Source organism: Proteus alimentorum (assembly GCF_002607735.1).
Lineage (GTDB): Bacteria > Pseudomonadota > Gammaproteobacteria > Enterobacterales > Enterobacteriaceae > Proteus > Proteus alimentorum.
The window spans coordinates 196,699-220,151 of record NZ_NBVR01000020.1; the positions used below are offsets into that span (position 1 = coordinate 196,699).

At 39.0% G+C, this 23,453-nt stretch carries 19 protein-coding genes, 2 tRNA genes and 1 pseudogene; 8 read left to right on the forward strand and 14 right to left on the reverse strand.

What is annotated here, in order from left to right; genetic code table 11:
- Positions 1-301: 301 nt before the first annotated feature.
- The 5 genes from prfC to B6258_RS06135 all read right to left on the reverse strand — a co-directional run bounded on the left by prfC (position 302) and on the right by B6258_RS06135 (position 6,064).
- Positions 302-1,891: a peptide chain release factor 3 gene (prfC, locus tag B6258_RS06105; protein ID WP_099074525.1), complete on the reverse strand. Its 1,590-nt coding sequence runs from the start codon at positions 1,889-1,891 to the stop codon at positions 302-304.
- A gap of 1,192 nt (positions 1,892-3,083) precedes the next feature.
- Complete coding sequence (locus tag B6258_RS06120) at positions 3,084-4,304, reverse strand: type II toxin-antitoxin system HipA family toxin (protein WP_476704254.1); 1,221 nt, start codon at positions 4,302-4,304, stop codon at positions 3,084-3,086.
- Positions 4,291-4,602 carry a helix-turn-helix domain-containing protein gene (locus tag B6258_RS18445; RefSeq protein WP_099074527.1) on the reverse strand — a complete coding sequence of 104 codons (312 nt, stop codon included), beginning with the start codon at positions 4,600-4,602 and terminating at the stop codon, positions 4,291-4,293. Before B6258_RS18445 ends, B6258_RS06120 begins: the two co-directional genes overlap by 14 nt.
- Before the next feature lie 636 nt (positions 4,603-5,238).
- Entirely contained in the window at positions 5,239-5,685 is a 447-nt protein-coding gene (gene rimI / locus B6258_RS06130; protein WP_023582914.1) for a ribosomal protein S18-alanine N-acetyltransferase, read from the reverse strand.
- Entirely contained in the window at positions 5,654-6,064 is a 411-nt protein-coding gene (locus B6258_RS06135; RefSeq protein ID WP_099074528.1) for a DNA polymerase III subunit psi, read from the reverse strand. The genes rimI and B6258_RS06135 overlap by 32 nt, the downstream gene beginning before the upstream one ends.
- A gap of 129 nt (positions 6,065-6,193) precedes the next feature.
- On the opposite strand from B6258_RS06135, the gene rsmC reads away from it, so the two are divergent.
- From rsmC to B6258_RS06150, 3 genes are all read left to right on the forward strand, one after another.
- Positions 6,194-7,210 carry a 16S rRNA (guanine(1207)-N(2))-methyltransferase RsmC gene (gene rsmC / locus B6258_RS06140; protein WP_099074529.1) on the forward strand — a complete coding sequence of 339 codons (1,017 nt, stop codon included), beginning with the start codon at positions 6,194-6,196 and terminating at the stop codon, positions 7,208-7,210.
- Positions 7,211-7,364: 154 nt separating this feature from the next.
- A tRNA-Leu gene (locus tag B6258_RS06145) sits at positions 7,365-7,451 on the forward strand.
- 39 nt (positions 7,452-7,490) lie between these two features.
- Positions 7,491-7,577 (forward strand) — tRNA-Leu (locus B6258_RS06150).
- 63 nt (positions 7,578-7,640) lie between these two features.
- Here the strand turns inward: B6258_RS06150 and B6258_RS06155 are convergent.
- The 5 genes from B6258_RS06155 to B6258_RS06175 form a co-directional block, all read right to left on the reverse strand.
- The gene (locus tag B6258_RS06155; RefSeq protein ID WP_099074530.1) at positions 7,641-7,904 is read right to left on the reverse strand and encodes a DUF1435 family protein; all 264 of its coding nucleotides are present in this window, start codon (positions 7,902-7,904) and stop codon (positions 7,641-7,643) included.
- 205 nt (positions 7,905-8,109) lie between these two features.
- Positions 8,110-8,658, reverse strand: a complete 549-nt coding sequence (locus B6258_RS06160; protein ID WP_099074531.1) for a GNAT family N-acetyltransferase — start codon at positions 8,656-8,658, stop codon at positions 8,110-8,112.
- Positions 8,659-8,660: 2 nt separating this feature from the next.
- The gene (locus B6258_RS06165) at positions 8,661-10,292 is read right to left on the reverse strand and encodes a Na/Pi cotransporter family protein (protein WP_099074532.1); all 1,632 of its coding nucleotides are present in this window, start codon (positions 10,290-10,292) and stop codon (positions 8,661-8,663) included.
- Between the two features lie 422 nt (positions 10,293-10,714).
- A complete protein-coding gene (gene phoA, locus B6258_RS06170) occupies positions 10,715-12,154 on the reverse strand; it encodes an alkaline phosphatase (RefSeq protein ID WP_099074533.1) in 1,440 nt (479 codons plus the stop codon).
- A 204-nt stretch (positions 12,155-12,358) separates the two neighbouring features.
- Positions 12,359-13,936 (reverse strand): alpha/beta hydrolase-fold protein, encoded by a 1,578-nt coding sequence (locus tag B6258_RS06175; RefSeq protein WP_240531528.1) that lies wholly within the window; start codon positions 13,934-13,936, stop codon positions 12,359-12,361.
- Between the two features lie 196 nt (positions 13,937-14,132).
- On the opposite strand from B6258_RS06175, the pseudogene B6258_RS06180 reads away from it, so the two are divergent.
- Positions 14,133-14,294 (forward strand): annotated as a pseudogene (locus tag B6258_RS06180) (type II toxin-antitoxin system PrlF family antitoxin); the annotation flags it as partial.
- 5 nt (positions 14,295-14,299) lie between these two features.
- On the forward strand, positions 14,300-14,407 hold the full coding sequence (locus B6258_RS17865; protein WP_129586847.1) for a type II toxin-antitoxin system YhaV family toxin: 108 nt from the start codon (positions 14,300-14,302) through the stop codon (positions 14,405-14,407).
- A 155-nt stretch (positions 14,408-14,562) separates the two neighbouring features.
- On the opposite strand, the gene B6258_RS06185 is transcribed toward B6258_RS17865, so the two are convergent.
- The 4 genes from B6258_RS06185 to serB form a co-directional block, all read right to left on the reverse strand.
- Positions 14,563-15,702, reverse strand: a complete 1,140-nt coding sequence (locus tag B6258_RS06185) for an ElyC/SanA/YdcF family protein (protein ID WP_099074536.1) — start codon at positions 15,700-15,702, stop codon at positions 14,563-14,565.
- 363 nt (positions 15,703-16,065) lie between these two features.
- Positions 16,066-17,310 carry a multifunctional transcriptional regulator/nicotinamide-nucleotide adenylyltransferase/ribosylnicotinamide kinase NadR gene (gene nadR, locus B6258_RS06190; RefSeq protein WP_099074537.1) on the reverse strand — a complete coding sequence of 415 codons (1,245 nt, stop codon included), beginning with the start codon at positions 17,308-17,310 and terminating at the stop codon, positions 16,066-16,068.
- A gap of 11 nt (positions 17,311-17,321) precedes the next feature.
- Positions 17,322-18,713 carry a DNA repair protein RadA gene (radA, locus tag B6258_RS06195; protein ID WP_099074538.1) on the reverse strand — a complete coding sequence of 464 codons (1,392 nt, stop codon included), beginning with the start codon at positions 18,711-18,713 and terminating at the stop codon, positions 17,322-17,324.
- Between the two features lie 38 nt (positions 18,714-18,751).
- Positions 18,752-19,729: a phosphoserine phosphatase gene (gene serB / locus B6258_RS06200; protein WP_099074539.1), complete on the reverse strand. Its 978-nt coding sequence runs from the start codon at positions 19,727-19,729 to the stop codon at positions 18,752-18,754.
- Positions 19,730-19,838: 109 nt separating this feature from the next.
- On the opposite strand from serB, the gene B6258_RS06205 reads away from it, so the two are divergent.
- The 3 genes from B6258_RS06205 (at position 19,839) to B6258_RS06215 (ending at position 23,170) form a co-directional block, all read left to right on the forward strand.
- Positions 19,839-20,555: a YtjB family periplasmic protein gene (locus B6258_RS06205; RefSeq protein WP_099074540.1), complete on the forward strand. Its 717-nt coding sequence runs from the start codon at positions 19,839-19,841 to the stop codon at positions 20,553-20,555.
- Positions 20,556-20,790: 235 nt separating this feature from the next.
- Positions 20,791-22,332, forward strand: coding sequence for a YjjI family glycine radical enzyme (locus tag B6258_RS06210; RefSeq protein WP_099074541.1), 1,542 nt, complete (start codon positions 20,791-20,793; stop codon positions 22,330-22,332).
- Entirely contained in the window at positions 22,304-23,170 is an 867-nt protein-coding gene (locus B6258_RS06215; protein WP_099074542.1) for a YjjW family glycine radical enzyme activase, read from the forward strand. The genes B6258_RS06210 and B6258_RS06215 overlap by 29 nt, the downstream gene beginning before the upstream one ends.
- Positions 23,171-23,453: the final 283 nt, after the last annotated feature.

Sequence of the window (23,453 nt, forward strand, 5' to 3'; positions counted from 1 at the left end):
AAAAAAGAGAGTAATTCCAAATTAAGAAGGGTTTTTGGGTAGGATATTAGAGATATGCAAAGTGAATTTAACAAAGAAAATCGAGTCTCTCACAACTGTTTATTAAGGATAAAGACTCCACGAAGCGAAGAAACAAAAAAGCCACATTAAAAAATGTAGCTTTTTCAGTAGATTATATACTCTAAATAATTCAAGATGCAGCTAGGCGACAAGTGAATGAGTCGCTAGGAACATACAAAAGTATGTGACTAGTGCGAATGAATGTAGTCAACAACGCTGCAACTTGAAGTATGACGAGTATTTAGTGTTCACGCGTCTGATGGAACTCAACCTCAGGATAACGCTCACGTGTTAAATTCAAGTTGACCATCGTTGGTGCGATATACGTTAAATTATCACCGCCATCAAGTGCCAAGTTTTGTTCATTTTTACGTTTAAACTCTTCGAGTTTTTTCTCGTTACTACATTCAACCCAGCGTGCTGTTGAAACGTTAACGGATTCATAAACCGCCTCAACGTTATATTCACTCTTAAGTCTTGCAACAACCACATCAAACTGAAGAACACCCACTGCACCTACGATTAAATCGTTATTCGCCAGTGGTCTAAAGACCTGTACAGCGCCCTCTTCTGATAACTGTACCAATCCTTTAAGTAATTGTTTTTGTTTTAACGGATCTCGTAAACGAATACGGCGGAACAATTCTGGGGCAAAGTTTGGAATACCTGTAAACTTCAGGATCTCACCTTGAGTAAAAGTATCACCAATTTGAATTGTGCCGTGGTTATGAAGACCGATAATATCTCCTGGATAGGCATGTTCAACGTGAGAACGGTCGCCCGCCATAAAGGTTAATGCATCAGAAATCACGACATCTTTTTTAATTCGAACCTGATGCAGTTTCATACCTTTATCATACATACCAGATACAACGCGTAAGAATGCAACACGGTCGCGGTGTTTAGGATCCATATTGGCTTGGATCTTAAAGACGAAACCGGTGAACGTTTCTTCAGAAGCGGTAACTTCACGCATATCGGTTTGACGAGGCATTGGTGCTGGTGCCCATTTTACAAGGCCATCAAGCATATGGTTAACACCAAAGTTACCTAATGCAGTACCGAAGAACACTGGGGTTAATTCGCCAGCTAAAAATGCCTCATGATCAAATTCATGAGAAGCACCTAATACTAACTCTAATTCATCACGTAATTGGCTTGCTAAATCATCACCTATCGCTTTATCAAGCTCTGGATTATCTAACCCTTTGATGACACGAGAATCCTGAATAGTGTGACCTTGACCCGTTTGATAAAGATAAGTTTCATCTTTCAGAATGTGATAAACCCCTTTGAAGAGTTTTCCGCAACCAATAGGCCAAGTCACAGGACTACACGCGATTTTTAATTCTGTTTCAACTTCGTCCATGACTTCCATTGGATCACGGATATCACGGTCGAGTTTATTCATAAAAGTCAGAATTGGGGTATCACGTAAACGTGTTACTTCCATTAACTTACGAGTACGATCTTCGACCCCTTTAGAGGAGTCTATAACCATTAAACAGCAGTCAACTGCGGTTAAAGTACGATAAGTATCTTCAGAGAAGTCTTCGTGCCCTGGGGTATCTAATAAGTTAACTAAGCAATCTGCATAAGGGAACTGCATGACTGAGGTTGTAATAGAAATACCACGTTGTTTTTCCATTTCCATCCAGTCAGACTTTGCATGCTGATTTGAACCGCGGCCTTTTACGGTTCCTGCACGTTGAATTGCTTGTCCGAATAACAACACTTTTTCAGTGATGGTTGTTTTACCCGCATCGGGGTGGGAAATAATGGCAAAAGTTCTACGACGAGCAACTTCTTGCTGAAAAATAGGATTAGACATCAATGGTGATCTTCTGGTTGATAGACGAGAGAATGTAAGACACTGATATATTGCTATAAGTAATAATTAAAGTGACTATAAAGACATTCAACCCGTAAGTTAATCTTAGTTGGCGCTTATTTTCGCCTATCTTGTCTGTATAAACAATCAATGGTTGCGTAATTGGTTACCATTTATTCTCAGCGTGCGCCAATGCTCAGTTGTAGCTGTTTGCAATCACTGCTTCCTCAGTTGATGAACAACTGTGGCTAAACCACAAATTCCTTCGCTATTTAATGAGAGGAATTCTTCCCTTAATATCAGGCCCGACTTCTATATTACCGCCTCTCAAGCCAATCTCGCCATCACCTGTGACGAGCCAATGAGCATTTGCGTGAAGCGCCTTCGCGATCTGCATGGTGTAACGAGACTTAGCCGATTTACCAGAGTAAATCTAGCTAATTGACTGCTGTTTTATATCAAGGCGACGAGTCAACTCAAACTGAGTCACACCAGTAAGCTACAAGGCATGGTTTAGTCGTTTGGATAAAGTTTCCATAACCCCATATTCTACAAATAAAAACTGGAGCCTTCCAACAATTTTAACTGTAATACTCGGTTTTGGCTAAAGCAAAACGTTTTGTCCTGGATCCGTTGCTGACAAAGTTCCCAATGTGGCTGACAAAACCTGTTTAAGCCTTGGAATGAAGAAATTGTGTGTATTTCTGACCAACTCAATTATGAATTATTTATGAGATCCTAATTTCATCTAATCTGCATCAGAGTTATTTTTGAAGTGGCATAGTTAATTTGAACATCCACTGACCGAACGAATTGCATCTCTCAGTAGTGCTAACGCATCATCTGAATGTATGCTTCGTCCATGTGCCGTTTTATTCCCTAACATCCAGATTACGTGAAACTTTTCCAAAATATTTTCATCAATTACTTCAATGAAAAGATATTACTTAGTTCGCTACTGCTGTCAGATGCATTCTCCTGAAAATCAATGTAAAACAATCATCGCCAGATTAATCTCTGGTTGATGGTCAGAAAGATGCATGATTTATTCAGAAGATCAGACTTCTCAAAACACAGATATCATTATTTAGTTTACCAAATTCTCAGTTTACGGCGCAAAGCACCGTGAAATAGTGTGAAGTTAAACCATTTTTATGAAAACATCGAAATGCACACTATACCGACTAGGAATTCAGCGTAGCGGTATGCTTCGTAAGTGCGTTTCGATGGCTTCAATCATCGACTTGGTAAGTGGTAAATGCGCTTTTTCTTTAGCCCATACTTCATGGAAACCTGCCACAGTTTGCTTGGCGGTCTCTAACACCAATTTTTCTGGCAGCATGGCTTTAGCGGCTAGGTGTGATAACTCATCCAGCGTGAAATCACTGAATTTCTTGCTACGGCTAACCTTTAAAGATGCATTATCGTCGGGGATATAAGGAATGGTTGAGACAAAATCATAAGCAGGTGCTATCGATACAGTACGCTTGTCTTTGTAGATCACAGACCAATTTTTCAAATGCATATCCGCATTACCAATTAGGGTATTGAACACCAATCTACGAGTAAATTCTGCAATATCTTCGTTTTGCCCTTCAATACCAATGACCTGAGCAATATTCCGCATACTGGCTTTTTTGTATTTATCTTGAGGATAGATGCCAAACACTTGCGCAAAGTCCTCAATATGTATCGCTCGACCATCAACACGATCAAAGCGCTTGATCACAAAAGCGCTAGTGCCAAACTTACCAATCCCTTCTGGAATGTTAGTTATCTGGTTAATCGGTAATAACTGAGTCTCTGGCACATCCATTCCTAACATTCGAGCAAGTTCCATCATCGAATATTCATTTTCTGGCACAGCTTCAAATCGAGATGACGGTAATTTCACAATCCAAGAGCCACCTTTACCTGTCGCCGGGATCGTCAAACCACCGTTAGCCTGTTGCACCGCTGAAAACTTCAACTGTACACCCGCCAATGAGAAGCGCATTGGTACTTCAATTTTCGTTTCATCTTTAATGTGTTGATGCACATTAGGTGGCAGTGCTTCACCATCAGCAGCTTCAACAGTGATCGCGCCAGCTAAGTCCTGTCCTAATACCCACAATAGAAAAAACTCACGTGCAGGGTTCACACCGGCACGATCTGCTAGGTAACTACGCATGGTTTCCTCTGGCAAAAGGTTGGAGAAAAACGGAATTAATTTGGTTTGAGTAGGATTGAAATTGGTCAGCAAGCCACCCAACGTATCTTTAAAACCAAGTCCTAGCACAGGCCGTGATTTGTCATTAATGTACGGTTCCATAAAAGCAAAAAGCGTTCTGTCATTGCCCACGTTGGTGATTGTTGCGATGGGTTCACCGTAGAGCAAAACGTTGAGCGTAGAAATATGATTAGTCATCGTCATCTTCCTCTAACTGATATGCGGGCGACATTGGCTCACCTTCATCGCTGATCCCTTGGTTGCTTCGAATTATCGACTTAATAGCAGGTACAAGCTTTTTTGGTGCGGCAAATAACTCAAAGTCGAGTACACGGGCAAGTGCAATCAAACTGGACATTCTTAAATCAACGCTGCCAGACTCGATTTTCGATATATGGCTTTGAGGTACACCCGAGCGTGCGCTCAGTTCTCTTTGGCTAAACCCTTTACGTATCCGAGCTTCTCGAAGGCTTTCTAGTATTTGCTCTGTTACATAGCTCATTTTAATATACCTTAATAAATCACCGTAGAAAAATTATATATAAAAACATATCACACCACTTCAAAAAACACAAAACTGATTAGCTATTACATATCAAAAAATATAAATTGATATATAATTACATATAGTTAAACGAAGGTATTCGCAATTAACAAAAGAGAGATACTCAAGCTGATAATAGCGAACAGATGCGTCAAATCATCGGAAGATAAGTGTAATAAAGAAGAAGTTTGTACATACTTTCCAAGTGTTACGCATGAGCATCATCGAAAAGCAAAGAATTAGCCTATTTATTTTCGGTTAAAATCGGGATTGAATATAAGGATCTAAATAAACACACCTTTATTTAGATTTAATTTTGTCTATATTTAGAGACTAATCACTTTATTTAAAACAAAAATAAATACTCACTTTACTTATTTTAAATACCATTCACCTTTTTAACACCGTTATAATCACCTAATGTTTTAAAATTAAACGATGACAAAAGTGAAATTAACTTGATAAATTTACATTAAGTAAAAATAAAGATAAATTTTAAATACAATTAATAAAAAATAAAATCTTCATACTTCAAAGAAAATAAAAAAACGCCTAATAGAAGACGTTTTAAATTTAACTTAAATAAAGATTTAATTAGAAAGAAATAGGATAAGCCATGATAATCGCATCTTCATTTCCCGTCTTTGTTGGGTAATAGTTTTTGCGTTTTGAAACGAAATTAAATCCTATAGATTCATAGAGATTGAACGCTTTTTCATTAGATTCCCGTACCTCTAACCACAAGGTAGTGATATTTTTTTTCTCAAGTGTTTCAATCAGTTCCAATAAAAGTGCTTTACCGTAACCTTTCCCCTGATAATCAGGATGGATTGCGATATTAAAAAGTGTTGCCTCATCTAATATTAATTGCGTAATTGCGAAACCTACAATAATATTATCAATGCAAATTTTCAGATTAAAATAATGACTTCCTTGGTTACTATAAAATGTTTCTTCACTCCAAGGGAATGAATGACTTAATTTTTCAATTTGCCATGCTAAGGGTAAATCAGCAGGGTTTAAGAGTGAAATGGTCTTCATATTGATAGATTTGTTTCCAAAGATCGCGTTTTGCATCAGCATCAAAATATAACTGATGTAATGAAGGGCTTCTCAGAGAAGTATATTCAGAGGGAAGTATGAGATCAATGCCTAATAACCAGCAGGGAAGATCAAATGATTCTGTGAGCATGCTCACATCATCTGTTGTAATACAATAGATTTCGTCTTTATCTATCCCCATGGCGCTAAAAATATCAGAGAAAAGCCCGTTATTTAGATCAACGGTATCATCAGTAATGATAAGTAAACGTGTTGTATCCGGAAATTGAACAGAATGCTCGCCTTTTAACACAGCAGGCTTACGAAGTACCCACTGACGAATTCCAAGTTGGGATAACATTCTGTCTTTACGGCTCATTATGCTTACCTATCAAGTGTAGAACAACGGTACATAGTATCAGAGGGCATAAACTACGCCAATAAATAGCGTCAGTTTCTTTATATCTGATATCATGCGTCTCATGTTTTTTAAGGAGTAATAATCATAATGTCCTCACTGTCCCCTGCTAGCGAAGTTATTCTTCGTCACCTAGATCATTTCGCAGACAGACATGTACTTATTGCAGGTGATCTTCAAGATACTTTCGCGGCGCAAATTCAGGCGAAAAGTGTCCGAGCATATACCAACCAATATCACCAGTGGCTACCATTACTAAAATCAATGGGTGATAACGCACTCTTCGGTTTAGTTGCAGATCAATCCTTTGTGAAATATTGTAATACCTTGATCTATTTTTGGCCTAAAAATAAAAACGAAGCCACTTTCCAACTGCGTAGCCTTTGCTCTAACTTACAAGTGGGTACTGAAATCTTTATCGTTGGTGAAAACCGTAGCGGTGTTAAAAGTGCCACTGAATTAATGAATGGTATCGCTAAACTTAAAAAAATAGATTCAGCACGCCGTTGTAGCTTATTTTTTGGTACTCAAACATATCAAACACTGTTTGACCGTAATAACTGGTGGCAAACTTATCGCCATAACGACCTTACTGTAATGGCATTACCGGGTGTCTTTAGCCAAAGTGCATTAGATGAGGGTAGCCGTTTATTACTATCAACTTTTGATGACGCTATGGTTGGGGATTTACTGGATATGGCATGTGGTTGTGGTGTTCTTGCCACTGTACTTGGCAAGAAAAACCCAATGTTGAAACTGACACTATGCGATGTGAATGCTGCAGCAATTTCTTCTAGTATCGCCACCTTAAACGTGAATGAATTAGAAGGTCGAGTGATTGCGAGTAATGTCTATTCAGCCGTTGAAGAAACTTATGATTGGATAGTCTCAAATCCACCTTTCCATGATGGCTTAGGTACAAGCTATGAAGCCGCTGAAGATATTATTCGCCTTGCACCAAATTATCTGAAAAGAGGCGGTAAATTACGCATTGTAGCGAATTCATTTATCCCTTATCCAGATATATTGGATCATGTATTTGGCTCTCATGAAGTGCTTGCATCAACAGGTAAATTCAAAGTTTACCAAGCAACTAAGAAAGACTAATCACAAGCCCTGTTATAAATAACAGGGTTTTATTTTTTGGGCTAATTTTAAGTAACCATTCAAGGTGTTTTATTTTTCATCACCAAAATAATTTATTGATAAAAAATAATTGACGCCAAAAATAAAAGGCATAAAATTCGCTTCCTGTCTGAATGCGAGAGTGGCGGAATTGGTAGACGCGCTAGCTTCAGGTGTTAGTGTCCTTACGGACGTGGGGGTTCAAGTCCCCCCTTTCGCACCAAACAGACAATGTATAGAGTAAAATTAATTGAGTAAGACTGCGAGGATGGCGGAATTGGTAGACGCGCTAGCTTCAGGTGTTAGTGTTCTTACGGACGTGGGGGTTCAAGTCCCCCTCTTCGCACCACTCAATAACCCTTCTTTTTCTTGTAATAACCCCCTTTCGATTACACGCTGGATCTTCTATTCTCTATCCATGATACGCGACTAAAAGTGTCATCAAACTGTAGGTTAATACAACGCCTGCGGGGATCATTACCCACATTTGTAATTTTTTATGGAACAGCATCAAGGTTGATAACAACATTGAAACCACTAAAACCAGCGTAAAGGCGGATGTTCCTGCAATAGAATGAGTGATCACAGTTAGTAAAGAAGAAACCGCCAACATTTCCCATAAACTAATGCGAGATGTCCAAGATGTCGTTGCAGAAATACGTGTTGGTTTAGCCATAATAATCACCATTAAATGATAATGATTTTCATTATTATATAACCACTATACTAAATCAACTTATATAAAGAAAAAAACTCACCTTATATCCTTATTTTTTAAAGGGTTATATCTATTTTTTAGTATGATATATAAAAAATGCCTTATCATTTTCACGATAAGGCATTGGATTTTATTATGTTGTTATCGTATTCAATAAACGAAATTAAGTGTTATTTGACTCGGTAAAATGAAAGACTAAATGAATATCTTCAGGCTCTCTTTCATAAAGTTCAGGATCAGGAATATCAATTAAACAACAGCCTAAATGCTGATAAAAATTTACGCTATTTTCAGAAGGTGTTGATGAGATATATAACCCACCAGCCCCTTTTTTCTTCACATATTCCACACAATAATCAAATAATATTCGAGCTAAACCTTGTCCACGTTGCTGATGGCTAACATGTAAAAAAGAGAGTTGAAGTAAAGTGCCATTTTGTCCTCGTTTTTGTGGATCAACACTTGCTGCTGCGACCAACTGACCGTGTTTAAAAACACCCCAAAAAGGCGCGCCTCGGTCAAAACTTTCAAGCAAAACAGGTGTGTAATGTTCTGCTTCACCTTCTGGCCAACCTTTCATATCAAAGCATTGCTCTGATAAAAGCAATGTTCCTTCTTTTAATACATATAGCTTTTCAATAAGCTCAGTTCTATCAATTTCCCATACTTGTGGAATTTCATTTCGTGTTAATTGACGAATAGTGTATTTCATTATTAAAGATTAACCTGTTCTGATGATGATTCACTTCGTTCTAGTGCGTGATAAGCCACTGCACAGAACAAGGAATTCAACCGTTTCATATCACCAAGCAAACTAGTATGCAGTGAACTGGTTTCAATACTTTGCATGTTATGCAAATGAAGACGTTCTACATGAGCAAACGAGTAACGCTGGTTGAGTAAACGGAAACGATGTTTTGCTCGACGTAATTTACGAGCATGTTCCATGTTGCCGGAAACAAATACCGACATCGCCAGATTCAGATTACTTTGCAGACGCTCAAGGAGTGTCTGTAATTCACGACGTCCTTCCTCCGATAAAAATAAGTGGTGATTTAGACCTTTGTTCACCACTTCAGCCGACATACGCGCAATGATAGCGGATGATTGTTGTAAATTCATCGCTGTATCAATAATTTCAGCCCAACGCCGAGAATCTTCAGTTCCTAGATCATGCTGTTGGATTTGTGCCATATACAATTTGATGCTGCTGTGGAGTAATTCCACCTCTTCTTCTAGCTGACTAATTTCCCTTTTTTGCTGACGATCGCCTTCCATTAACGCAGTAAAACGTTGCAGCATTTGTTCTATAACATCACCTAATCGTAGTGATTCTCTAACCGCATTAGCAATTGCCAATGAAGGTGTATCAATGGCGGATTGATCTAAATAACGCGGTGCCATTTCAGACTCAGTCACTGGTAATTCAGGGATCAGCCGCTGACATAATTTTGCCATTATGCCGACGAAAGGGATCATCAAAATACAGCGAGCAAGATTATAAATAACATGAAAATAGATAACGACTTCAGCCGGTGAAAATCCGTATTGCTGGATTTTATTTGCAATTATGGTTATCCAAGGTAAAACCAATAACGCACCAATTAATTTAAAAAATAGGCTTCCTAATACCACTTGGCGTGAAACAACACTCTGCCCTCGGCTACTCATTAACGCGAGCAAGCCACTACCAATATTAGAGCCAATCACAATGCATAAGCTGATATACAAAGGCATTAACCCAGTTGCACTCAATGTCGCGGTTAATAACACGGCGGCAAGACTTGAGTAGCTGACCATCGCAAATAAAGCACCAACGAGAAGAGCTAAAACGGTATCTCCACTTAATGAAGTAAAGATAGCTTGTACTGCACTGGCATGAGTGATTGGCTCAGCTGAGGTGACGATGAGTTGTAAGGCTAAAATAATTAAGCCAAGACCAATTCCTACTCGCCCTAATTGCCCAACACGCTCTTTTTTACGACTTAGAAAAGTGATCACCCCGACAAGAATAAGAAGCGGAGATAACCAAGAGAGATCAAACGTCAGTACACGCGCCATTAACGCTGTACCCACATCGGCGCCTAGCATTATCACAAGAGCAGGCGTGATCGAAATCAGTCCTTGCGTCACAAAAGAGATAACCAAAAGTGCCGTCGCATTACTGCTTTGAACTAATGCCGTTACTCCCACGCCAGCGAGGAAGGCATTGGATTTTTTATTAATACTTTTACCTAAAATTCGGCGTAAATCAGAGCCAAAGACGCGCATAATGCCAGTGCGAACAATATGTGTTCCCCAAACAAGAAGCGCAACAGATGAGAGTAAATGAAGCAGTGTCAGCATAGAAATAACAACCTTATTTTTATCATTGTTTGTTTGACTCTGTTCTCCTTCGATCTCATAAAAAGAGAAAGACCACGAGCAGATAATTTATCTGAGAAAAGATTTTTTTACGGGTAATGCCTTAATAACATAGAGAGTCATTAGACAAAAAGATATTGCAACTTAAGTACAATAATCAATGGAGAAATTGAGAATATTACATAGATTAATTTGTAAGTTCTGTTAATTATAGCAGAGAATATGTAACTTTCAAAATCAGCCTGTAAGTAACTTATTGATTTATTATCATTTTATTTTAAATAGGCTTAATGCTTAATAAAAAAACGCGACCAGAGGGTATCTCTCTAAGTCGCGCGAAAATACAACAATTTAGTAAGGCAATTCGACTACAGGTTCAGACAGACTATAAATTCAACTGAAATTTACTTCAGACCCATCGCATCACGCATTGTGAAGAATAAGTCTGTTTGGTCAGTTAACCCAACCACATTCGCAGCATGTGGACCATAAGCGGCAACCCGTAATTGTGCCCCAGTATGCTCTTGTGACTCTTCTTCTGAGTTACCATAATTCACCACCATCACCGCACCATCTTTGGTGATAAGCGCCTGTGTTAACCCACTGGATTTCACATCAGCTTCAATAATTTGACTTGAATGCGCATGGTCAGCAGTGACAATAATCAGCGTATCACCGTTTTGTTTAGCAAAATCTAAGCCGATTTGTACGGCTTCATCTAGTGCAACGGTTTCACCAATTTGCCCGCAAGGATTAGCATTATGATCTTGCTTATCAATAGAGGCACTTTCAACTTGTAAGAAGAAGCCATTTTCATTGGTCTTCAGTAAGTCGATCGCTTTTTTGGTCATTTGTGCCAGTGTTGGCGCATTTGGATCGAGTTTAGCGTTAGGTTTACACTCTAAAGGTGGATTATTTAAATTACCATGATACGTGGCTTTAGGGCCTTCCCATGCCACCGCCATATTTCCATCATGGAATAAACCTAATACGGGTTTATCTTGGTTTGCCAGTGTAATCGCATCTAACGATTTTGCGTCTTTGACAATTTGATAACCGCGTTCAATCGCTTGTTGTTCTAACGTTTTACCTTTGTATTCACCCGCAGTCGCAGTTTGTGCAAAACTTTTCGCACCGCCCCCTAATGTAACATCAGCACGAGTCACTAAGAGTTGCTCGGAGATAGAGCCTCGCCCCCCATTTTCAAGTGCATTGGTTGAGCACTTCTCTAAGGTTTCAACAGGGCCATAACATTTACGTCCTGTGACATGCGAGAACAGTGCCGCAGGTGTCGCATCTTGGATTTCAGAGGTTGTCACGTTCCCTGTGGCCTTTCCATTGGCTTTTGCTAATTCCAAAATGGTTTGGTGATCCTGACCAAACACATCAATCCCTAATGCACCATTATAGGTTTTCACACCCGAAGCCCATGCTGTCGCAGAAGCGGCGGAGTCTGTTACATAATTAGGTTTTTGTGTTTTTTTATCTAAAGCATAGTGTGTATATTGACCCGTAATAGGTAAGGCATCGATACCTTTAAAGAAACCACCTGCACCTTCAGCATAGTTACGCGCAACAGTGATTTCAGAATCCCCCATACCATCACCAATAAAGAGGATCACATTTTTCGCTTGGTTATTATGTAAAGCGGCTTTTAATGCCTCAGTTTGATCCTGAGTCATACGGCGAGCACCGCCAAATTCCGTAATATTACCTTTTGCTGCGCGATCTTGTGCCAAAATTGCATCAGCAGCAACGGGAGCTGCAAAAGAAGAGAAACTCGCGCCAGCCAATAGTGTTGTTACAATAACGGATAAAATAGAACGTTGGTAACGATGAGACATAGCTTTTTCCTTGCACTCTAAAGTAAAAAACAGGGTTAATGTTTTAAGTCAGGAAAAGCTTACGGCAGTTAAATGACAGAGAAATGAAGAGTAAAAGCGATTTCAATGACAACTTTATGACAAGTTGATGACAAACAAAAAGCTTATACCGCTAATGCATGTATAAGCTTTGGTTGTATTAAAGCATATAGTTAAGACGTGGTATTAAGGCAAGATCTTAAACTCGTCATTCTCTTGAGTTAATGCTTTGACCCCCAAATACAGGGTTTCACACCAAGAAATATAATCATGTCCACTGGCCATTTCGAGTGATTTAACAGGATAACCTTTTTGCTCTAAAACCTGTTTAAGATGACGATTATTATTTAAAATCCCGCCTTTATCACCACGGCTTTCAAATAACCCAGCCTCTAAGAAAAACTGTAATGGCTTTTTATCTGCTTGCTCAAATTGTCGAATAAGCCATTCAGGCTCTTCATTTTCAGGCGCCCACCAATAAGAGCCAGACATACTCAGCACTTTACCAAAGCGATCAGGGCGATTAAATGCCACCCAAGAGGACGCTAATCCGCCATAACTTGAGCCTGATACCATCGTTTCTTCTCCTGATACGTGAATACCCTTCTCTTTTTCTAGCCAAACAAAGAGTTCATCTGCCAAGAAACGGTAAAAATCAGGATTCGGCGGTAATTCAACACTACGACGATCACTATCAATACTATCAACAAATAAGATCATTATTGGCGCCAATTTACCCTCCTCGATCTGCTTATCAAAAAACCGATCAATACCATATTGGCGGCGATACGTTTGACCATCAAATAATACGAGGATCCGCGGTGTTTCCATTTTTTGGGCAGGCAGATAAAGTGCAATTTCACGATCATTATTTAAGATTTCACTGTGAAAACGAACAATCTCCGTCTTGCCTTTCATTGTTCTGTTAAGAATATCGGGTAATTGGCATTCACGTTGTCGATCTAACGATAATAAAGAAAAGTGATTATAGATATCTTCAAATTGACTTGGCGAATTGTGGGGATTAAACGGATCCGCTTGTGCGGTAGTTAAAATTGCGCGACGTTGTTCAAAGGGTTCTACATTCTCAATAATCGGAACATCAGGCGCTAACTTATATTGCATTAACGTATCATTAGGTACGATATAACTACGATACCAAATATCACTATTGGCCAAATGGGTTAACGGATCATGATTACCATCGGGTGATCCCAATAAATAAACATTCTTTTTTGCACCTTGCCATAAGAAAGTCACTAACTTTTTATCCTTATCATAAGGCTCAATAAGGGGTGTACCTTCGTGGCGTACCTGTTGCCAAAATGCCTGAATATTTTGTTGATTGAGTTGTTTTGCGAGTGTTTGTAAACGGGGGCTAGTTAGTGCAATCTCCGCATCTTTGTCTAAAGGCTGATAAGGCTGTGTTGTCAATGTGAGTTGCCATGGTTTTCCCACCTCACCTTGTGCAATCAATTGATAAATCGCAGTTTCAGGCAATAAAAAGCGAACTTTTTGTTTTCCATCTGTAGGAACTTCTTTTAATAAACTGCGCAGATGCTTGCCATCTTGAGTTTCTAAACGTAGGTTTTGTATTCCTTTCACATTCAGTTCGGCATAACGTTCACGCTCTAAATGCGTGGTAAAACATAGCGTGTCGTTATCAAATTGACCAGTTATTTCTTTGCCTTCGGTTACGGTTAAGCAATTGGAAAAACTAGGGAAAGAAGCCATTAATGCACATATCATCAGAGGAATTCTCACTTTATTGTTCTCGTTATAAACTATCGTAAGAAACAATAGTAATGAGAATTGTTATCAATTCAATAAATATACTAATTTGTCCATAAAAAATCGTTCTATTAAACGATACGCACAATGCATTTGCATTACGATATCATGACTTGCAAATTCCCGATCGTTTGAACAACTTATCTGATCATGGGATAAAGTTAAGGAGAAACAATATGATCCCGTTATATCTGAATTTCTCTCTTTCCTTGAAAAAGATATGAAGAAAAATGCACAGCATATCAAATCAGTACCTACAACATTATGGGCTGAGGTGAAAGAGCTTACTGATGGCGTTGAAATTGACTTAGACGCACCACTTACTGACTAGCATAGGTGAATACACGACATGCTTACGACTCTAAAAGTGATGCATATAAAGTATTTTCATCAAAACTAAAAGCAGGAAAACCACCAAATGATTGGCAAACATTGCTAAAATAAGCTTCTGCCACAGCAGGATCAGAAACGCTCTCAATTCAAGATTTTTTCAATCACTAGCGAGCGTTATCAGAGTTACTTTTATTATCTAAAAAAGAGCTCAACGTTATAAAATCACTTCATATTTGAGCTCTTTCACTATTCAATATTTACCTAAATCAACGCTCTTCTAATGGATAACTGCGGAAACTCCATAATCCTAGCGCTTTTAAACCATCACGATAAATGCCCTGTATATCGGATTTACTGGCTTTTTGTAATTCTGCCAATGGTTTATCAGGTGCAACAACCGTTAAGTAAGTGATATCACTTGGACCACTTTGCCAGCTTGCGAGAGTAAAAATTGCATCGGCACGACGGACATGGCTACCAGAGCTAATAATCACAGCTGTTTTAATACGATGTTTAGTTAAAGCATAACGGCTAAATAGCGCATTTTCGACGGTTGTACGCGCATAGTTCTCTTGGAAAATACGTTCTGGCGCAATACCGTTTTTCACCAACCAATCCGCCATTAATTTACCTTCTGTTTGGTGAGCTTTAGGTACGCCCCCTGTCACAACAATCATGGCATCAGGCAATTGTTTAGCCACTTCTAAGGTTTTATTTAGACGTTCAATTAAGATTTTGTTCATTGTACCATCGGGATTTAACGCATAACCCAATGTCACAATCGCATTGTTATCTTTAGTTTTATTCAGTTTTGCTAAATCAGCAGGCGTCAATTTATCGCTTAACGGCATTTTGCTAACACGATCAATTTGAGCAAAGAAGCGACTAATCTCTTCAGCTTTCGCTGGATTTAATGATTTCAACTTATTGAAATACGCTTCGCTCTCTTTGCCTTTACCCTCAAAACGCGTCCATGAAGTAACGTAAATTAGTGCATCAATATCATCAGGAGCCGCTTCTAGGATCTGTTTATAAATCGTAATTGCGCGAGGAACATCATTGTTATAGATATAAGCGCTAGCCGTGCTAAATAATAAATCGAGGCGATAAGGTTCTAATTTATAAGCTTGCTGCAGTTTTTGCGCCACAATTTCCATATTTGATGGCAGTTTTCCCGTAAAGCCCGCATCAGAGACTCGCGCGGGTGACTTAAAGGCATCTAATGCATCTTGGATCAAACTATCAACCGTTTGGCGCTGAGAGACATACTGTTGATAACTATTATCGGGTTGATGAACTTTTTGATAAGCCAATGCATTTGATGAAACGGTAAAACCTAAAGCAGCAATCGCTAACGAAATGACTGTTTTCTTGATATGAAGTGAAACACGGGAAGGTTGCGCCATTATCTTGTCCTTTTACGAAAAATAGTCTGCTTCTTCACCTGAGCGAATGAAGATAAAGCGTGTGATCCCTCTCACACCTAATGGCAAAAGAAATACACACTGATAAATCTATACCTGATATCTATCATAAAGATCCCTGAATTAATTTTCAGTAACCTTTTTCACCTTATTGAAAAAAATAGCATTATTACGTAGATAGCTTATTTGACAGATTTTTTTATATATTTTTATCTTTTGGGCAGGGATTTAATTCTTATAAGTCATCAGAGATGAAGAATAGTAAGTTGAAGTGATTTATTTTTTGGTAAAAGTGAGGTTATCAAATGTAGAAAACGCCATAAAATGGCGTTTCTAATCATAACGTTATTCAATATGCTTTGACTGCATCATTAATAATTCTCTCACTAATTCAACACAACTTAAAAAGCGCTCGTCATAATCAGGTGAGTTTACTTTGATATATTCAATATTATTTTTATCGAGCATTTCCATCAATAAGGTTTGAAAATAACGTCTCTCTTTATCGCTACCTAAACTGCGTAGACCATCAGCAACCCATGGTGTGTTGTTTTCTAGCAAAATCACTAAATCAAAACGATATTCATCAATCAGCGCTTGAACAAAAGGATGTTCTTTGCCCTCATAACGTAAACAAAATGCTTGTGTGGTCACAAAATCCGTATCAACAAAGGCCACTTTATTCGCATATTTAACAGCAAAATCAATATATTGAGCATGACCTAACGCAATTTTATCGTAGTCGGAGTATTGCAACGCCATTTCATCTCCCCCTAAATGAGAGAAGACATAATCACGCCCATATTCCCATGCGCTGGTGGTATTGAAAATATTGGCGAGCTTATTCACTAACGTGGATTTACCGCTGGATTCACCGCCTAAAATCGCCACTGTGCGCACAAAGAAGGGTTTTACTTCCGTTGGAATATATTCCCAATATTTAAACGGTGCTTGGCGAATTTGACGACCGCTAATGTTCATAAATGAGCGTTCAGGATCAATCAACACGGTTTCAATACCTAAGAACACGTTGTATTGATTCGCGTCCTCTCGCTCACTGGTATAGATAAAATCAGGTGTAATTTGCTTTTCGCGCAAAAACGTTTTGATCCCTTCACTCCACATTTCCCAACCATGAGGTTGTGGCTCGATACCATGCTCGTCAAACTCATGAATACGGATATTCTTTTGATATTTAAAGGTTTGTAATAACCAGCGCAATCTGTCACTGACAGTCGGTTGCTGTGACATCGCACTGTTAATAAATAGGTTTTTATCACGAGGCTCGTCATGACATAAAATGACATGCAATTCATCGACTTGACTACAAGCGCGTTGAATTAAATAAATATGTCCGGTGTGAAGAGGATAAAATTTGCCAAAAATCACACCAATCGTTTTCTTTTTCACGGGGTATTCTAACCCTAAAAATTGGTGTAATGCCGACATCTTTTGCGCACTGGGACTCTTGATTTTATTATTAATCAATTGGCTAAGATAGCCTTTCGTCATATCACTTTCATCAGCAACTTGTTGTAAAGTATATCCATTTTTTCTGATAGCCTGTTTGATATAATCAAAAGAGCCCATACTTTTCTCCTTTAGAAGTCTTCCAAATCATCAAGGACAGATAACGCATCTGACAGCTTCTTCACACCATACACTTTCATATCGGCGGGATTTTTTTTCGGCATATTCGCGCTTGGAACAATTGCCCGTTTAAATCCATGTTTTGCAGCTTCTGCAATACGCTCCTGCCCACTAGGTACAGGTCGAATTTCTCCCGCAAGCCCAACTTCACCAAATATCACTAAATCACGCGGTAAAGGACGATTACGGAAACTTGATACTAATGATAATAACAAGGCTAAGTCTGCACTGGTTTCTGTGACTTTTACGCCCCCCACCACATTCACAAAAACGTCTTGATCAGACATTTGTAAACCACCATGGCGATGTAAAACAGCCAGTAGAATAGCAAGACGATTTTGCTCTAATCCCACCGCAACACGACGAGGATTGGACAACATTGAGTGATCGACTAAGGCTTGGATCTCAACCAGTAAAGGTCTTGTTCCTTCCCACACCACCATAACAGAACTACCTGATGTTATTTCATCTCCACGACTTAAAAAGATCGCTGAGGGATTACTCACTTCTCGTAATCCTTGTTCTGTCATTGCAAAAACGCCTAATTCATTAACCGCACCAAAACGGTTTTTATGGCTGCGTAAAGTACGGAAACGAGAGTCTGTTTCACCATCCAACATAACAGAACAGTCAATGCAGTGTTCCAGTACTTTAGGTCCTGCCAATGTGCCATCTTTTGTCACATGGCCAACCATAATAATGGCGACATCATTGGTTTTAGCAAAACGAGTTAGATAAGCGGCCGTTTCACGCACTTGAGCAACACTGCCCGGTGAAGATTGAATATCCGCCATATGCATCACTTGAATAGAGTCAATCACCATTAATTTAGGTTGTTCTTGTGAGGCAATTAAACAAATCTGTTCAATACTGGTTTCTGACAACATATTCAGTTCTGCTGTCGGTAAACCTAATCGATGAGCACGCATAGCGACTTGTTGTAGTGACTCTTCACCCGTGACATACAGTGTTTTCATTTCTGTGGCTAAACGGCACATAGTTTGTAGTAATAGCGTACTTTTACCTGCGCCGGGGCTTCCCCCGATTAAAATGGCACTTCCGGGTACAACGCCACCGCCTAATACACGGTCAAACTCTTTAAATCCCGTTGAGAATCGGGGTAATGCTTCAAGGCTAATTTCCGATAGCTTTTGAACACGGCTAACGCCTTTTGCATCACCCGCAAATCCACTAAAACGATCATTGCGGGAAGAAGAGGCTGCGGCAAGGCGCACTTCTGTAATTGTATTCCACGCATGACAAGCAGAGCATTGCCCTTGCCAACGAGGATAATCAGCACCACATTCATTACATACAAAGGCTCTTTTTGCTGCTTTTGCCACACTTCTCTCCCAACAATAACGATTTCAGAAAAACGCGCTTAGCGCTCTTCGTGTTTTAAACCACCACTTAAAATGCACAATACACCCATTAGATCAGCGTGACGAATAGCCACTTTCGCCTGAGCATACACTTTAGGCTTCGCATGATAAGCAATACCAAGTCCTGCTTTTCTCAACATTTTAAGATCGTTTGCGCCATCACCAATGGCAATTGTTTGCTCTATTGGGATCTCTAAATCCTTAGCTAAACGCGCAAGGACTTGTGCTTTATATTTCGCATCAACAATAGGGCCTTTAACTTTACCAGTGAGTTTGCCATCTTTAATTTCAAGATGATTAGCCACCGCGGACACTAAACGTAATTTTTGTTTTAAATTATCAGCAAAATAAGTAAAACCACCGGAGGCAATAGCAATATGCCAATCCATTGCCTGAAGTTTTCGAACTAAGCTTGTTAATCCCGGCATAAGTGGTAAATCATCCATCACTTTTTGCAAAATAGACGCGTCTGCACCTTTAAGTTCAGCAACTCGGAGTTTTAAGCTTTCACTAAAATCCATTTCGCCTTGCATTGCGCGTTCTGTTATCGCTGCAACTTTATCACCTACACCCGCCAATTTTGCAATTTCATCGATGCACTCAATTTGAATAGCCGTTGAGTCCATATCCATCACTAAAAGCCCCGGAGAACGCAAGCGAGGGATTTCACCTAGAGGAACGACATCTAGGCCACATTCATCAGATAAACGGCGAATTCGGCGAGTTAGGCTACCTGCAATACGCACCACTTGATAATCATCAATACGCCATGAAGAAACCACCACGATTGCCACGCCTAATTTATGTTGGAACTCGCTTATTCTTTTCTTATCAAGTTCACGTCCATAAAGTAACCATCCGCTATCACCAGCACGATAATCTAGTGGCATCACCTCTTCACCACTGAGTGATAAAGGCAGACCTGGCCATTTACGGATTTCATCCGGTAAATAGCAATAGGTCAGACTATTTGACATACTTATTCTCCTGTTTTCCCCTGTCTGAACAAAATAATCGTTATTCAGCCTATTCTATCTCTGGCTCATCTGGCAACATGCACATACTTGCTTACGCAAAAGGATGAACATGCTTAAAGACAAACTAAAATTCAAACTACAAAAAACGGCGATTATACTGATTTGTATCGCACTATTGGCATTTCTTATGCAAGGCGCGTCTTATTTTAGCCGTGCCAATCAGCACGCCCGTATCACTCAGTTTGAAGAGCTTGCAAAAACACTGGCAGAACAAGTTGCGTTCTCTTTATCCACTTATATAGATGACAGTAGCAAAGATAACGTAAATCCCCTCATTATGGCTAATTTAAATCATCTGACCCACGATAGTCGGGTGCTTGATGCCAGCCTTTATTTAGAAGATGGTACACAAATAGCGCATAGTGGTGAAAATGTCACTGTTAAAGAGCGATTAGCTTTAGAAGGGCAAAAGAGTGGAGGTTCTTTTAATCATCAACTTGTTGTGCCTGTGCCGGGCAAAGATAAACCCAAAGGCTTTTTAAGACTCACGCTGGATACTCATCAACTTGTCACTGAATCAAGCCAAGTCGATAACACCACTAATTTATTGCGAGTCATGTTATTGGTTGCACTTGCGATTGGCTTTTTGCTTTCTCATAACCTTCTTCAGCTAACTCCCGTTCATTGGCAACAGTCTCCTTATTTATTAACGGCCAATTTACCGCCTCGTACTGAAAAAGACGATGAAGAGAATGAAAATGATAATCAAGATAGTCACGTCACTAAAGAGCAAGAAGAAACAGACGACACATCAAACAAAAAGTAACACACCGTTTATTTAAAAAAATCAAAAGGTGAGTCATCAATAAATGGGTGACTCACCTTTTGATTTCTAATAGGCACAAATTAATTTAGATATATCTAATTTATGCGTATTTTTGTGCTATTTCCTTAATCTTTAAAGGGGTTTTGTTTAAAGTCACGGTAAATTTTAATCAAGTCATTAACCTAAAAAGATAGGTTTTAAATCTTTTTATGGCTCTTTGAGTACTGAGGTGGTTATGACTGAACAATCTGTTATCCAACGTTGTCAACAAATCGTAGAAAACCCAACCCTTTCCCCTGAACAAAAGCGTCATTTTCTCGCATTAGAAGCAGAAAATATGTTGCCTTATCCAGCACTTTCTGAGGATGCAACTAAAGCACTTGAACAGCGGGTTATCTGTGATATGTATGAAGGTCACGCCCCTTATAAACCACGTTATGTTTTACCGGATTATGCAAAGTTTTTAGCACAAGGCTCTCACTATTTAGAGCTAGAGCCCGCACAAGATTTTGATGATGCACTGAATATGCTAACTATTCTTTATCATCATGTACCTTCTGTAACCTCTATGCCTGTGTATTTGGGTCGTATTGATAAAATCTTATTACCTTATGTGGGTAAACTGACCGAAGAACAGCTTTACCCTAAATTAAAACGTTTCTGGCGCTATCTTGATAGAACCCTGCCTGATGCGTTTATGCACGCGAATATTGGCCCTGAAGACTCCATCATCACACGCTTAATCCTTAAAATAGATGTAGAACTTCAACAAGTCGCTCCTAACCTCACCTTTATTTACGATGCGAACTCGACACCATCTGATTTATTGCATCAGGCAATTACCAATATTTGCCACAGCAGTAAGCCTCATATTGCTAATGGGCCTTTGCAAGATGCTGTATTTGGCAAAGATGAATATGGCATTGTGAGTTGTTATAACTCGCTGCCTCAAAGCGGTGGCGGTAGCACTTTAGTACGGATTAACCTTAAAGAAGTTGCTAAACACAGCCAAGATAGCCAAGATTTTCTGAATAATGTTTTGCCGTTTTATATGCAGAAACAAATCGAGATCATTGATGTGCGTTGCGAGTTTCTTTATGAAAAATCTCACTTCTTTCAACAGAGTTTCTTAGTGGAAGAAGGTTTGATCTCACCCGATCGTTTTGCGCCAATGTTTGGTATTTATGGCATGGCAGAAGCCGTTGCACTTTTACTTGAAAAAGAAGGCAAGCACGTTGCTTATGGTGATAATGGATCCGCCAACAAACTGAGCTATGTGATTAGTGAAAAACTGGCGCAGTTTGTTGCTGATACTCCAGTAAAATATGGCTGGAAACAACGTGCTATGTTACACGCACAATCAGGTATTAGCTCCGATATTGGCACCACGCCGGCAACACGTATTCCTTATGGTAAAGAGCCTGATCCTGTTACCCATTTAATGACGGTTGCCCCTCATCATCAGTTTTATACCTCTGGGATCAGCGATATTTTAACCGTCGATGAAACCATAAAACAGAACCCTGATGCCTTAATGCAACTCTGTTTAGGGGCATTTTCTTCTGGATTAAGAGAATTTACGGCCAATGTGGGTGGTAATGATTTAGTCCGCGTTACAGGTTATATGGTGCGTTTATCGGATCTGAAAAAATACAAAGAAGAAGGTTCTCGTCTGAATACCACTTGGTTAGGTGATGAAGCGACAACAAATTGCCATATTACTGAACGTAAACCGCGTGTGATAAGCCATGAACAGCAGATGCGTTTCGATAAATAAAATACTCCCCTTTTCTTGTGTCGATGGCCCAGGTAATCGCCTGGCCATCTTTTTACAAGGGTGCAATTTGCGCTGCAAAAATTGTCACAATCCCTACACAATGGGGATCTGTGACAATTGTGGTGACTGTATTCCAACCTGTCCTCAGCAAGCCCTTTCACTAAAAAGTGGTATTATTTACTGGAACAGCACAAGCTGTGAGCAATGTGACACTTGTATTCAGCAATGTCCCCGTCAATCAAGTCCGATGACATTAACTTATACCGTCGATGAGTTAATCACTATCACACGTAAATATGCCGCTTTTATTAATGGCATCACTGTCAGTGGTGGCGAATCAACGTTACAGCTTCCTTTCTTAATTGACTATTTTAAAGCGATTAAGCAAGCACCTGACCTTAAACATCTTACCTGTTTAATTGACAGTAATGGCACACTATCCCTTAATGGCTGGCAAAAAATTGCGCCTTATATGGAGGGTGCGATGATTGATTTAAAAAGCTGGAATGAAGATACCCATATTTATTTAACTGGAAGAGGTAATCAACGTATTAAAGAATCAATTAAATGGTTAGCGAATAATAAATTACTTACAGAATTACGCCTTTTATATATTCCGGAAAAAACCGATTATTTAGAGAATATTGAATTACTTTCTCAGTTTATTAATTCACTTGGCGAATCAGTATTAATAAGAATAAATGCCTTTCATCAGCACGGTGTATATGGTGTGGCAAGTAATTGGCGCTCAGCATGTAAAGAAGAAGTTATCACGCTAAAAAATGAATTAGAACGTAGAAATATCAATTTAATTAAGATACCTAATATTTACTCATAACAATAATAAATTAAAAACTATTACACATTATATCCATTTCATTTTATCCAATTGACTTTAATTAATACAGAAGTTAATCTCCTGTGAAAAACTCCCCTATGGATACCTGCAATGAAAACAAAATATAATTCAATATTATTGATATTATTCTCTACATATATACTTCCTATTAATTCTTATGGGAATTATAATATAGAAGATATTGGACATTCAATTTATAAGCCATTTAGCATTTCGAATAATGCCCATGAATATTATCAACTTCGCGATAAAAGATATGAAT